At 74.7% G+C, this 13220-nt stretch carries 11 protein-coding genes and 1 pseudogene; 10 read left to right on the forward strand and 2 right to left on the reverse strand.

The window, feature by feature from the left end:
• Window positions 1–3: 3 nt before the first annotated feature.
• The 3 genes from ACIBW6_RS01645 to ACIBW6_RS01655 are packed head-to-tail and all read left to right on the forward strand — an operon-like array spanning window position 4 to window position 2176.
• Window positions 4–999: an aldo/keto reductase gene (locus ACIBW6_RS01645; protein WP_399055382.1), complete on the forward strand. Its 996-nt coding sequence runs from the start codon at window positions 4–6 to the stop codon at window positions 997–999.
• The gene (locus ACIBW6_RS01650; protein ID WP_399055384.1) at window positions 996–1310 is read left to right on the forward strand and encodes an L-rhamnose mutarotase; all 315 of its coding nucleotides are present in this window, start codon (window positions 996–998) and stop codon (window positions 1308–1310) included. The genes ACIBW6_RS01645 and ACIBW6_RS01650 overlap by 4 nt, the downstream gene beginning before the upstream one ends.
• On the forward strand, window positions 1307–2176 hold the full coding sequence (locus ACIBW6_RS01655) for an amidohydrolase family protein (protein WP_399055386.1): 870 nt from the start codon (window positions 1307–1309) through the stop codon (window positions 2174–2176). The genes ACIBW6_RS01650 and ACIBW6_RS01655 overlap by 4 nt, the downstream gene beginning before the upstream one ends.
• On the opposite strand, the gene ACIBW6_RS01660 is transcribed toward ACIBW6_RS01655, so the two are convergent.
• Complete coding sequence (locus ACIBW6_RS01660; protein WP_399055388.1) at window positions 2137–3543, reverse strand: lipase maturation factor family protein; 1407 nt, start codon at window positions 3541–3543, stop codon at window positions 2137–2139. The genes ACIBW6_RS01655 and ACIBW6_RS01660 overlap by 40 nt on opposite strands.
• A 100-nt stretch (window positions 3544–3643) precedes the next feature.
• On the opposite strand from ACIBW6_RS01660, the gene ACIBW6_RS01665 reads away from it, so the two are divergent.
• The 3 genes from ACIBW6_RS01665 (at window position 3644) to ACIBW6_RS01675 (ending at window position 7939) form a co-directional block, all read left to right on the forward strand.
• Window positions 3644–5812, forward strand: coding sequence for a SpoIIE family protein phosphatase (locus tag ACIBW6_RS01665; RefSeq protein WP_399055390.1), 2169 nt, complete (start codon window positions 3644–3646; stop codon window positions 5810–5812).
• 221 nt (window positions 5813–6033) lie between these two features.
• Window positions 6034–6948 carry a DUF2382 domain-containing protein gene (locus ACIBW6_RS01670; RefSeq protein ID WP_399055392.1) on the forward strand — a complete coding sequence of 305 codons (915 nt, stop codon included), beginning with the start codon at window positions 6034–6036 and terminating at the stop codon, window positions 6946–6948.
• A 130-nt stretch (window positions 6949–7078) separates the two neighbouring features.
• A complete protein-coding gene (locus ACIBW6_RS01675; protein WP_399055394.1) occupies window positions 7079–7939 on the forward strand; it encodes an Fpg/Nei family DNA glycosylase in 861 nt (286 codons plus the stop codon).
• Between the two features lie 58 nt (window positions 7940–7997).
• On the opposite strand, the gene ACIBW6_RS01680 is transcribed toward ACIBW6_RS01675, so the two are convergent.
• Complete coding sequence (locus ACIBW6_RS01680; protein ID WP_399055396.1) at window positions 7998–8669, reverse strand: hypothetical protein; 672 nt, start codon at window positions 8667–8669, stop codon at window positions 7998–8000.
• 79 nt (window positions 8670–8748) lie between these two features.
• Between ACIBW6_RS01680 and ACIBW6_RS01685 the strand changes: the two genes are divergently transcribed.
• The 4 genes and pseudogenes from ACIBW6_RS01685 to ACIBW6_RS01700 all read left to right on the forward strand — a co-directional run bounded on the left by ACIBW6_RS01685 (window position 8749) and on the right by ACIBW6_RS01700 (window position 13211).
• Window positions 8749–9498, forward strand: coding sequence for a LytR/AlgR family response regulator transcription factor (locus ACIBW6_RS01685; protein ID WP_399055398.1), 750 nt, complete (start codon window positions 8749–8751; stop codon window positions 9496–9498).
• 115 nt (window positions 9499–9613) lie between these two features.
• Window positions 9614–9949, forward strand: coding sequence for a hypothetical protein (locus ACIBW6_RS01690; protein ID WP_399056382.1), 336 nt, complete (start codon window positions 9614–9616; stop codon window positions 9947–9949).
• Window positions 9946–11448 (forward strand): annotated as a pseudogene (locus tag ACIBW6_RS01695) (cation acetate symporter); the annotation flags it as partial. The gene ACIBW6_RS01690 and the pseudogene ACIBW6_RS01695, both read left to right, overlap by 4 nt.
• Window positions 11449–12017: 569 nt before the next feature.
• Window positions 12018–13211 carry a sensor histidine kinase gene (locus tag ACIBW6_RS01700; RefSeq protein ID WP_399055400.1) on the forward strand — a complete coding sequence of 398 codons (1194 nt, stop codon included), beginning with the start codon at window positions 12018–12020 and terminating at the stop codon, window positions 13209–13211.
• Window positions 13212–13220 lie beyond the last annotated feature (9 nt).

Raw genomic sequence — 13220 nt, forward strand, 5'->3', positions numbered from 1 at the left:
CCGATGCGGGCAAGGACCCTCGGCCGCAGCGACGTCCCCGTCACCGCGCTCGGCTTCGGCGCAGCGGCGATCGGCAACCTCCTCACGCCGGTCGGCGACGAGGCGGCGTACGCGGCCCTCGACGCCGCCTGGGACGCCGGCATCCGGTACTTCGACACCGCCCCGCACTACGGCACCGGCCTGTCCGAGCGACGCCTCGGCGCGTATCTGCGCGGCCGGCCCGCCGGCTCGTACACCCTGTCCACGAAGGCGGGCCGGCTCCTGGTACCGGCCGACGGCACCGGCGACGACCTGCGCAACGGGTTCGCGGTGCCCGCCACCCACCGGCGGGTGTGGGACTTCAGCGCGGCCGGGGTGCGCCGCTCGATCGAGGAGAGCCTCGGCCGGCTCGGCCTCGACGCCGTCGACGTGGTCTACCTCCACGACCCCGACGACCACGCCGAACAGGCCTTCACCCAGGCCTATCCGGAGCTGGAACGGCTGCGCGGCGAAGGGCTCGTGGGCGCCATCGGCGCGGGCATGAACCAGGCGGCGATGCTGACCCGGTTCGTCCGCGACACCGACGTCGACGTCGTCCTGTGCGCCGGACGCTACAGCCTGCTCGACCAGCGGGCCCTGCCCGCGCTGCTGCCCGCCGCGGCCGCACGCGGCGTCTCCGTCGTCGTCGGCGGCGTCTTCAACTCCGGTCTGCTGGCCGACCCGAGACAGGGCGGCACCTTCGACTACGCCCGCGCCGCGCCGCACCTCGTGGCCAGGGCCCTGGAGTTCAAGGAGCTGGCCGAACGCCACGGCACGTCGCTGCGCGCGGCGGCACTCGCCTTCCCCTTCGGCCATCCTGCCGTCACCGGCGTCCTGGTCGGCACCCGCTCGGCCGCCGAAGTCCTGGACACCGCCGAGCAGTTCGCGGCCCCCGTACCCGCCGCGTTCTGGGCCGAGGCCCGCGACCGCGGCCTGCTCGACCCCGACACCCCCGCCCCCGGGCCGAAGGAGAGCGCGTGAGAGTCGCCCTGCACACCAAGGTCCGCGCCGACCGCGTCGCGGAGTACGACGCCGCGCACCGCGAGGTCCCCGCCGAACTGGTCGCGGCGATCCGGGCCGCCGGGGCCACCCGGTGGACGATCTGGCGCAGCGGCACCGACCTGTTCCACCTCCTGGAGTGCGAGGACTACGCCCGCATGCTGGCCGAGCTGGAGCGGCTCCCGGTGAACATCGCCTGGCAGGCCCGGATGGACACGCTCCTCGACGTCGCGCACGACTACTCGGCCGACGGCGCGGCAGCGGGCCTGCCCGTCGTCTGGGAGCTGCCGTGACGGGCACCCCCGGGATCGTCGACGCCCACCACCACGTCTGGGACCTGTCCGTCCGCGACCAGGACTGGATCACGGGTCCCGAACTGGCGCCCATCCGACGGGACTTCACCCTCGACGACCTCGCCCCGCAGGCCCGGGCCGCCGGAGTCACCGCCACCGTCCTCGTCCAGACCGTCACCGTCGCCGAGGAGACGCCCGAACTCCTCGCTCTCGCCGGTCGCGGCGGTCTCGCCGCGGCCGTCGTCGGCTGGACCGACCTGACCCGCCCGGACGTGGCGGAGGCGCTGGCCGCCCTGCGCGAGCTGCCGGGCGGCCGGCACCTCGTGGGCATCCGGCACCAGGTGCAGGGGGAGGCGGACCCCGCGTGGCTGCTCCGCCCCGACGTGCGCCGGGGCCTTGCCGCGGTGGCCGCCGCCGGACTCGCGTACGACCTGGTGGTGCTCCCGCACCAGCTGCCCGCCTGCGTCGCCGCGGCCGCCGCCCACCCGGAACTCACCTTCGTCCTCGACCACGTGGGCAAGCCGCCGATCGCCACCGGGGACCCGGAGCCCTGGCGGACCCGCGTGCGGGCCCTCGCGGCGCTCCCGAACACGGTCGCCAAGCTCTCCGGGATGGTCACCGAGGCCGACCCGGCGGCCTGGACCGTGGAGACGCTCAGACCCTGGGCCCACACGGTCCTGGACGCGTTCGGCCCCGGCCGGGTGATGTTCGGCTCGGACTGGCCGGTGTGCACGCTGGCGGCCTCTTACGCTCAAGTGGTCGACGTGGCAGCGCAGTTGGTCGGCGGCGTCGACGCGGACGTGTTCGCCGGGACCGCCCGGCGGGTCTACCTCAGCCGGGTCGGCGCGCGGAACTCGCGCACATAGGTCCGCTCCCACCACGCGCCCGTCGCCCGCAGCTCGCGCCACGTCGTGTACCGGTAGCGGTACACGCGGGCCCGGATGTACGTGGGCGGCGCGCCGGGGAACGGACAGTGGCGCAGCAGGCGCAGCGTGTCCCGGTCGCCTTCGAGGAGCCGCTCGACGAAGCCGTCGAACCAGGGCCGGGCGTAGGCGGGCGACAGCGCGGCGAACCACATCATCCAGTCGAGCCGCAGATGGTAGGGGGCGAACGGGCGCGGCAGCCGGCGCGGGTCGCCCGGCTTGCCCCGGAACTCGTAGGCCCGCCACTCGGCGGCCGGGCCCGGGACCGGGTCGGCGGTCCCCTCGACCACGATCTCCTGGCGGACGCGGCCGACCGTGCCGAAGGCGCCGTACGCGTTGACGAGGTGCAGGGAGTCGTAGGAGCGGTTCATCGCCTGGCGGCGGGAGAAGAGATTGCGGGCGGGCCGCACGCTCAGGCACACCACGAGTGCCGTCGCCGCCAGCACGACGGTCTCGTACCAGAGCGGCGCGGCGGGCAGGGCGCGGGCGGGGCGCAGCGGGGTCAGGTCGAGGGCGGCGACCGCGATCACCACGGTCAGCCAGTTCAGCCACGCGAAGTTGCCCGACAGGATCAGCCACAGCTGGGTGACGATCATCAGCGCGGCCGCCGCCGTGGCGAGCGGCCGCGGGGTGAACAGGAGGAAGGGGACGACGAGCTGCGTGACGTGGTTCGCCGCCGCCTCCATCCGGTGCAGGGGCCGCGGCAGCCGGTGGAAGAACCAGCTCAGCGGGTTCGGCATCGGCTGCGTCTCGTGGTGGAAGTACAGGCAGGTCAGCTTCCGCCAGCAGGCGTCACCGCGCCATTTGATCAGCCCCGCGCCGAACTCCAGCCGGAACAGCAGCCACCGCAGCAGGAACAGCACCAGGACCGGCGGCGCCACCTCGTCGTTGCCGAGGAACACCGCGAGGAATCCGGTCTCCAGGAGCAGCGACTCCCAGCCGAAGCCGTACCAGAGCTGTCCGACGTTGACGACCGACAGATAGAGCGCCCACGGCGCCAGCCACAGCAGCATCGCTCCCCACAGCGGCAGCAGCTGGTCCGCGCCCGCGAGCAGCGCCACGGCGAGCCCGGCCCCGGCCCACGCGCACCCCGCGAAGAACCGGTCCGAGTAGTGCAGCCGGAACAGCGTCGGCGCCCGCCGCCACGGCACCCGCGCCAGGAACCGCGGCACCGGCAGCATCCCGCGCTCCCCGATCAGGGCCCGGAACTGGAGCGCGGCCGCGGCGAACGCGACGAGGTACACCGCGGCGAGCCCCCGCTGGAACAGCAGGCGGCTCAGCCCGTAGTCAGTGTCACCGAACCACTCCATCCCCTCAGTCTGCCCCGCCCCGGCCCGCCCGGGCGCATGCGGGCGCGGACCCGCCCGCGCCCGCATGCGCCCCCCTGACCCTGCCTCTAGCGTGGGCCCCATGGACGCGGGCAGCTGGGGCGGCGAGGAACCCGGCGATCCCCCCGAGGGGGAGAGCCCGGACGACTCCCCGCGCGGATTTCTGGAGGCGTACGGGCGGGGCCTGCGCATGGGCGGCTTCGAATGGGACCTCGTCTCCGGCCTGATGCACATGGACGCCAACGCCTTCGAGGTCTTCGACTTCGACCCCGGGGAGTACGACGGCAGGCCCGAGACCCTCGGACAGCGCGTCCCGCCCGGCGAGGGCAGCCGCCTCGACGCCCTCGTCTCCCAGGCCCTCAAGAGCGGCGAGGAGAACTACGGCGCGTACTTCCGCATCCGCACCCGCGCGGGCGAGCTGCGCTGGACGCACACGCGCGGCTACATCCGCCGCGACGAGGAAGGCCGGCCCCGCCGCATCGTCGGCATCGTGCGCGACGCCACCGACGAGCTGAACGACGCCACCGTGCAGCAGGAGCGCGCGGCCCGCGAGGCCGTCCGGCGCCGGGAGACCGACGTCGTGCAGTCCACCACCGCCGCGCTCGCCCACGCCCGCACCGTCGAGGAGGTCCTCGACGTGCTGCGCGAGACGCACGGCGTGGAGCACCTCGGCGCGACCAGCTTCGTCATGGGCCTGGTCCGCGGCGGCCGCATCCACCTGGTCGCCGAGGGCCCGGCCGGCAGCTTCGTGCCCGGCACCCACATCACCCACGTCGACGAGCCGTACCCGATGGGCGAGGTCGTGCGCACCCTCATGCCCCGCTTCATCGAGTCGCCGGAGGACTTCGCCGCGTCCTACCCGCTGCTGTGGCCGCACATCACCCACCTGGGCATCCGCTCGGCCGCCTATCTGCCGCTGATCGCGCAGGCCCGGCCGATCGGCGCCGTCGGCCTGCTCTACCACGACCGCAAGGGCTTCACGCAGTCCGAGCGCAACGTCCTGGTCGCCCTCGGCAGCAGCATCGCGCAGAGCCTGCAGCGCGCCATGTTCTACGAGCAGGAGAAGGACCTCGCCCAGCACCTGCAACAGGCGATGCTGCCGCGCACCATCCCCACGGTGCCGGACGCCGACATCGCCGTGCGCTACCGGTCCGCCTCCGGCCAGTCCCTCGCCCGGGACATCGGCGGCGACTGGTACGACGTGATCCCGCTGCCGGGCGGCCGGTTCGGCGCCGTGATCGGCGACGTCCAGGGGCACGACACGCACGCCGCCGCGGTCATGGGCCAGCTGCGCATCGTGCTGCGCGCCTACGCGGCCGAGGGCCACCCCCCGGCGACGGTGATGGCCCGCGCCTCCGTCTTCCTCCACGAACTCGACACCGACCGGTTCGCCACCTGCCTGTACGCGGAGGCCGACCTGTCGACCGGTGTCGTCCAGATCGTGCGCGCCGGACACCTCGACCCGCTGCTGCGCCTGGCCGACGGCACCGGCCACCGGCTGCCCGTCGAGGGCGGCCTGCCGCTCGGTCTCTCCGCGGAGTTCGGGCGGCTCGCCTACCCGGTGACCACCGCCGAACTCGACCCGGGCCAGACCCTGTTGCTCTGCACGGACGGCCTCGTCGAACAGCCGGGCGCCGACCTCGACGACGGCCTGGACGCCCTGACCGCGCTCATCGGCAGCGGCCCCGCCGACGTCGACCAGCTCGCCGACCGGCTCTGCGCCTCCGTCGACGAACGCGGCGGCGAGGACGACGTCGCGCTGCTGCTCCTGCGCCGCCGGGGCGCCGGGGCGGCGCGCGGCGGCGGCCGGCTGACCGAGCACGTGCCGCCGGGCGACCCGGAGGCCCTCGCGGCCGCCCGGCACATGATCCGCACGGCGGTCCGCGCCTGGGGCGCGGGCGACAGCGCCGACGAGGTCGAACTCGTCGCCGACGAACTCATCACCAACGCCCTCATGCACACCGACGGCCCGGCCGTCGTCACCCTGCGGGTGCTGACCGGCGCCGACCGCAGGCTCCGGGTCGACGTGGAGGACGGCTCCAGCGCCCTGCCGCGCCGCCGGGAGGCCGGTGCGGCCGGGGTCTCCGGCCGCGGCCTGCTCCTCGTGGACCGGCTCGCCGACGCGTGGGGCGTGGAGGCGCGCGGCGGCGGCAAATGCGTGTGGTGCGAGTTCGTGGTCCCCGCCCGCGCCCGGGTCGGCCGCGGGCTCCTTCAGCATGGGGGCGGGGGCGCCGACATCGGGGAGTGGTAAACGACAACCGTTCACCCGTACGGCCGCTTTCCGCGTTCCGTCCCGACGGGGCCACACCGGCGCTGTCGCACCACGAACGCGTACCGGACCGCCCTTTTCGACTACACGCAGTGAAGCCCCTTGTTGCACGGATCACCGCCAGGCCGCGCCATGGGATACGAGGCACATGGTCGAAGCGGCGACCTCCGTTCGCCCCCATGTTCCGGAGGGAGTGATCACGCATGACGCAGGGCGAGACCTTCAACACCCCCGATGCCCTCGTGGGACTCACGGCGCACGACCGTACGGGAGAGAAGATCGGCAGCGTTGAGCGGGTCTATCTCGACGACGCGACCGGCCGTGCTGACTGGATCACGGTGAAGACCGGCCTCTTCGGCATGAAGGAGAGCTTCGTACCGCTGGCCGGTGCCAGTCGCGGCGCCGACGACACGCTGAAGGTGGCGTACACGAAGGAGAAGGTCAAGGACGCGCCCCGCGTCGATGCCGATCAGCATCTGGACCAGTCCGAGAAGCAGGAGCTCTACGCGCACTACGGCCTCGCGAAGCCGTCGGCGGCCGGTACGGCCGGCGCCGGCGGGACCGGGCGCGAGGGCACCCGCGGCGCCGCGGCCGGCGGCGCGGCGGCCGGCGCCGGCCTGGGCATGGGCGACGACGCGCACGGGCGGCACGCCGCGGCCGCCGGTGCCCGCGAGCCCGCGATGCGCTCCGGCGCCGGGACCGACGGCAAGGACGAGATGATCCGCTCCGAGGAGCGGCTGCGCGTCGGCACCGAGGAGCAGGAGGTCGGCCAGGCCCACCTGCGCAAGGTGGTCGAGACCGAGAACGTCTCCACCTCCGTCCCCGTCTCGCACGAGGAGGTCCGCGTCGTGCGTGAGCCGATCCGCGAGGGCGAGCTCAAGGGCACGGACATCGGCGAGGCCGAGACCGAGGTGACGCTGCACGCCGAGCGCGCGGTCGTCAGCAAGGAGACCGTCCCGGTCGAGCGGGTCCGCCTGGAGACCGAGAAGGTCACCGAGACGGACGAGGTCTCCGGCACGGTCCGCAAGGAGCGGATCGAGTACGACACCCCCGAGGCCGACCGCAAGGGCATGCCCCGCGACGACAAGTCGGGTCCGGGACACGGGCCGCGTCACTGACGCCCCCTTCCCCGTAGGCACGGCGGGCCCGGCTGCGAAGCCGGGCCCGCCGCTGCGTCGTGGCCGCCACGGCCCGCCCCGGCCGTCCGCCAAGATCGCCGGACCCGGCGCCCGGTGGCACCCTGGACGTATGCCGGAACTCCCCGAGGTCGAAGCGCTGAAGGACTTCCTCACCGAGCACCTGGTGGGGCACGAGATCGTCCGCGTCCTGCCGGTCGCGATCAGCGTCCTGAAGACGTACGACCCCCCGCTGACGGCCCTGGAGGGCCGCGCCGTGACCTCCGTGGCCCGCCGCGGCAAGTTCCTCGACATCGCCACCGACGGACCGCACCTCGTCACCCACCTGGCGCGCGCGGGCTGGCTGCACTGGAAGGACCGGCTGCCCGACGGGCCGCCGAAGCCCGGCAAGGGCCCGCTCGCGCTGCGCGTCGCGCTGGAGACCGGCGAGGGCTTCGAACTCACCGAGGCGGGCACGAAGAAGAAGCTCGCGGTGTACGTGGTCCGGGACCCCGGCGACGTGCCGGGCGTCGCGCGACTCGGCCCCGACCCGCTCGCGGCGGAGTTCGACGAGGCCGCCCTCGCCGGCCTGCTCGCGGGGGAGCGGCGCCAGATCAAGGGCGCGCTGCGCGACCAGTCGCTGATCGCGGGGGTGGGCAACGCCTACAGCGACGAGATCCTGCACGTGGCCCGCATGTCCCCGTTCAAACTGACGGCAGCCCTGACGCCGCAGGACGTGCACACGCTCTACGAGGCGCTCCGCACCACCCTCACCGACGCCGTGGAGCGCTCCCGCGGGGTCGCCGCGGGCCGCCTCAAGGCCGAGAAGAAGAGCGGGCTGCGCGTCCACGGGCGGACCGGTGAGCCGTGCCCGGTCTGCGGCGACACGATCCGCGAGGTCAGCTTCAGCGACAGCTCCCTGCAGTACTGCCCGACCTGCCAGACGGGCGGCAAGCCACTGGCGGACCGGCGGATGTCCCGCCTGCTGAAGTAGCCCCGGGCCTCCCGGGCCTCCCGGGCGCCGCCGGGCCACGGCCGCGGGGGAGGCCCGCTCACTCGTCGCCCACCGGCAGCGCCAGCAGGCGGGTGCCGTCGGCGGTGCGGACCTCGAAGCGGCTGATCTCGTCCGGGTGGTCCGCCGCACCGCCCTGCACCATGACCCGGCCCGCGCCCCCGCCGCCCCGGACCGCCCAGCTCGCCACCGTCTGTTCGCCGCCGTCCCGGCCCACGGCGACCAGCGCGCAGACCCGGGGCCCGCCCGGATCGCGGACGTCGAGGGCCACCCGGGTGCCCCACCCCTGCGGGTCCGCGGTGAGCGTCGCCGCGACCTTGCTCACCGGGTCCCGGCCGCGCAGCGCGAACCCCGCCCCGCCCTCACCTCCGCCCCCGGCCAGCAGCGCGGCGCCCCGCCCGGCCGCGCCGAGCAGCAGCAGCGCCGCGAGCGCCGCGCCCCACACCCGCCGCCGCGCCGCCCGATGCAGCGCCCCGGCCCGGTCCACGGCCCGCTCCACCAGCAGCGGCGCGGGGCGCGCGAGGACCTCGGCCCGGCGCGGCGTCACCCACGCGTACACCCCCAACGCGTCGGCAGCCGGGCCGAGTTCGCGCAACCGCGCGGCACACACCGCGCACTGCGGCAGATGGTCCTCGAAGCGGAACCGTTCCGCCGCGTCCAGGACCCCCAGCGCGTAGGCGCCGGCGTCGCGATGCCGTTCCAGGGGCCTCATGCGTTCCTCCCGCTCTCGCCCACCGGTACGCACCCGGCGCCCGATCCGCTCAAGCGACCCGCCGATTACACTCCGCCGCATGCTGCGCGTACTGGTCGTCGACGACGAGGAGCCCGCCCTCGCCGAACTCCTCTACCTGCTGCGCGCGGACCCGCGGATCCGCAGCGCCGAGGGCGCCACCGACGCCACCGAGGCGCTGCGCCGCATCGGACGCGCCCTGGAGGACGGACCCGGCGCCGACGGAGCGATCGACGTGCTCTTCCTCGACGTCCGGATGGCGGGCCTGACCGGGCTCGACGTGGCCCGGCTGCTCGCCGGGTTCGCCCGCCCGCCGCTGGTCGTCTTCGTCACCGCCCACGAGGACTTCGCCGTCCAGGCCTTCGAGCTGAAGGCCGTCGACTACCTGCTCAAACCGGTCCGCCGCGAGCGGCTGGCCGAAGCCGTGCGCCGCGTCGCCGAACGAGCCGCCAGCGTCCCGCCACCGGCCACCGTCGCGGACCGCATCCCCGTCGAACTCGGCGGCGTCACCCGCCTCGTGGCCGTCTCCGACATCACCTACGCCGAGGCCCAGGGCGACTACGCCCGGCTGCACACCACGGACGGCGCGGGCCACCTCGTGCGCATCCCGCTCGCCACCCTGGAGGAGCGCTGGCAGCCGCTCGGCTTCGTCCGCGTCCACCGCAGCCACCTCGTCTCCCTGCACCGCATCGACGAACTCCGCCTGGACGGCGCCGGGATGACCCTGCGCGTCGGCACCGCCGAGATCGCCGTCAGCCGCCGGCACGCGAGCCGCGTACGGGAGCTGCTGATGCGGCGGGCTCCCGGCTGACCTGGGCCGCCGCCCCTTCCTCTGCCGGGCCCCGCCCGCCTACACTCCGCCCGTGTCCGAACAAGCCACCGGCCCCCGCACGCGCACGCACCGGGGCGCTCCCCGGCGGGAGGTCGTGACCGGCGAGCCCCGCACGGTGCACGGCACACCGGGACCGCGCACCCTGGGCGAGATCGACGAGCAGACCCCGCTCGGCGCCGCCTACGTCCGCTCCCTCATGCGCGGTCAACTCCGGGCCGCAGCAGCCGCGTTCGCGGTCCTGGCGCTGCCCGTCGCGGTGCTCCCGCTGTTCTTCGGGGCGCTGCGCAGCACGGCCGTCGAATGGCTCGTCCTCGGCGTCGGCTGTTACCCGTTCCTCGTCCTGATCGCATGGTGGTACGTCCGCCGCGCCGAACGCAACGAACGCGACTTCGCCGAGCTGGTCCGCGGCCGGGACAGCGGAACCCCGTGAACGAGGCGTACGCGATCCCCGCGGTGGCCGTCGTCGTGCTCGCCACCGTCCTCATCGGCGGGTTCGGGCTGCGCATCTCCCGTACGACCTCCGACTTCTACGTCGCTTCGCGCACGGTCGGTCCGCGCCTCAACGCGGCGGCGATCAGCGGCGAGTACCTGTCGGCGGCGTCCTTCCTCGGCATCGCGGGGCTGCTCCTCGTGCACGGCCCCGACATGCTCTGGTACCCCGTCGGCTACACCGCGGGCCACCTCGTCCTGCTGGTCTTCGTCGCGGCCCCGCTGCGCCGCTCGGGCGCGTACACGCTGCCCGACTTCGCCGAGGGGCGCCTGGAGTCCCGCCAGGTGCGCCGCGTCGTCAGCCTGTTCGTCGCGGGCGCCGGCTGGCTCTATCTGGTGCCCCAGCTCCAGGGCGCGGGCCTGACGCTGCAGATCCTCACCGGGGCGCCCCGGTGGTTCGGCGGGGCGCTGGTCGCCGCGGTCGTCGTGCTCGCGGTCGCGGCGGGCGGCATGCGCTCGATCACCTTCGTCCAGGCCTTCCAGTACTGGCTGAAGCTGACCGCGCTGCTGGTCCCGGCGTTCTTCCTGCTCCTGGCGTGGCGGGGGAGCGGGGGCCCGCCGGGCCACGTGCCGCCCGCCGACCTGCCCTCGGCCGGCGCCGGCGCGGGACAGCCGCTGGCCACCAGCCGTGCCGACCACCCGCTCTACGCCACGTACGGGCTGATCGTCGCGACGTTCTTCGGCACGATGGGCCTGCCGCACGTCGTGGTCCGCTTCTACACCAGCCCGAACGGCCGCGCGGCCCGCCGCACGACCGTGGTGGTGCTGGCGCTGATCGGCGCGTTCTATCTGCTGCCCCCGCTCTACGGCTGGCTGGGACGGCTCTACGCCCCCGGGCTCTCCGCCACCCATGACGCCGACGCCACGGTCCTGTTGCTGCCCGGCCTCGTCGTGGGCGGCACCGGCGGCGACCTGCTGGGGGCCCTGGTGGCGGGCGGCGCGTTCGCGGCGTTCCTGTCGACGGCGTCCGGGCTGACGATGGCGGTGGCCGGGGTGATCAGCCAGGACGTCCTGCCGGCCCGCGGCGTACGCCACTTCCGGCTCGCCGTCGCCCTCGCGATGGCGGTGCCGCTGGCCGGGGCGCTCCTGGTGGACGGCGTCCCGGTGGCGGACGCCGTCGGCATGGCCTTCGCGGTCTCCGCCTCGTCCTTCTGCCCGCTGCTCATCCTGGGCATCTGGTGGCGCCGCCTCACCCCGCCCGGCGCCCTGGCCGGGCTCTTCCTCGGCGGCGGCTCGGCGTTCGTCGCGGTGACGTCGACGGTGGCCGGCCCCCGGACCGACGGCTGGCTCCACACGCTCCTGGCCTGGCCCGCGCTCTGGTCGGTCCCGGTCGGTTTTCTGGCCATGACCCTGGTCTCCCTGGCGACCCCCCACAAAATCCCCCCGCACACAACATCAACGATGACCCGCCTCCACCTCCCAGAAGCCCTCAGATCAGGCCCCCCAAAGGGCCGCGAGGACCCCCCACGCACGGCGGCGGCGAAAAAACCCATGCCACCCACGGCGGAGGGCGCCCCGAAGGGGCGCGGGGAACGGCGCGAGCAACCCCCACGCACGGCGACGGCGAAAACAACCACGCCACCCACGGCGGAGGGCGCCCCGAAGGGGCGCGGGGAACGGCGCGAGCAACCCCCACGCACGGCGACGGCGAAAGCAACCACGCAGCCCACGGCGGAGGGCGCCCCGAAGGGGCGCGGGGAACGGCGCGAGCAACCCCCACGCACGGCGACGGCGAAAACAACCACGCAGCCCACGGCGGCGGGCGCCCCGAAGGGGCGCGGGGAACGGCGCGAGCAACCCCCACGCACGGCCACGGCGAAAACAACCACGCCACCCACGGCGGCGGGTGCCCCGAAGGGGCGCGGGGAACGGCGCGAGCAACCCCCACGCACGGCCACGGCGAAAACAACCACGCCACCCACGGCGGCAGCCACCCCCAGCGCCCAGGCGGACCACCAGGCACCCCCCACCAGAACCCGCCCCCGCCGAACGGCGAAAGGCCCGCTCAAGTGACCGGCACCGTCACAGCAACCCTGCTGGCCCTCTGCCCCCTCCTCACCGCGACCGGCTTCCTCATCGGCAGACGCACCGCCCACCCCGCGGGCCGCAGCGACGTAGGCACCCCCGTGGAACGCGCCACCTTCGAAACCCTGCACACCGCCTCCCTGGCCGCCCCGGCCCTGCGCGCGGGCCTCACCGAGGACACAGCCCGCACCTCCGCCCGCCGCCTGCGCACCCTCCTCGGCACGGACGCCCTGGCCGTCACCAACCGCTCGGCCGTCCTGGCCTGGGACGGGGCCGCGGGCCAGCAGCACACCGGCCACGTCCTGGGCCAGGTCGTCCCGGTCCTGGCCGGAGGGCGCTCGGTCGCCTTCGACTGCGGCTGCGCGGACGTCGACTGCGCACTGCGCTGGGCGGTCGCCGCCCCGGTGGTCGCCGACGGCCGCGTCCTCGGCTCGGTCGTCGCCTACGCGCCCCGCGAGTCCGCGGTCCTGGCGCGGGCCACGGACGAGGTGGCCCGCTGGGTCTCGGTCCAGCTCGAACTCGCCGAACTCGACCGCTCCCGCACCCGGCTCATCGAGGCCGAGATCAAGGCGCTACGGGCGCAGATATCGCCTCACTTCATCTTCAACTCGCTGGCGGCGATCGCCTCGTTCGTCCGCACGGACCCCGAGCGCGCCCGCGAACTGCTGCTGGAGTTCGCCGACTTCACCCGCTACTCGTTCCGCCGCCACGGCGAGTTCACGACCCTCGCCGACGAACTGCACTCCATCGACCAGTACCTGGCGCTGGTCCGCGCCCGGTTCGGCGACCGCCTCTCGGTCACCCTGCAGATCGCGCCGGAGGTGCTGCCGGTCACGCTGCCGTTCCTGTGCCTCCAGCCCCTGGTGGAGAACGCGGTCAAGCACGGCCTGGAGGGCGCCGTGACGCGCAGCCGCATCACCATCGGGGCGACGGACGCGGGCGCCGAGGCCGAGGTGGTCATCGAGGACGACGGCGTGGGCATGGACCCCGCCCGGCTACGGGCGATCCTGCGCGGTGAGGGCGGCGCCTCGCGCGGCATCGGCCTGTCGAACGTCGACGAGCGGCTGCGCCAGGTCTTCGGCGACGCCTACGGGCTCGTGATCGAGACGGGCGTCGGCGCGGGCACGAAGATCACGGTCCGTATCCCGAAGTACCGGGCCGGCGTCCACGCCCCCTGAGCCCGGCCC

The organism is Streptomyces sp. NPDC049813 (assembly GCF_044465085.1).
In the GTDB taxonomy this organism is placed as follows: Bacteria; Actinomycetota; Actinomycetes; order Streptomycetales; family Streptomycetaceae; genus Streptomyces.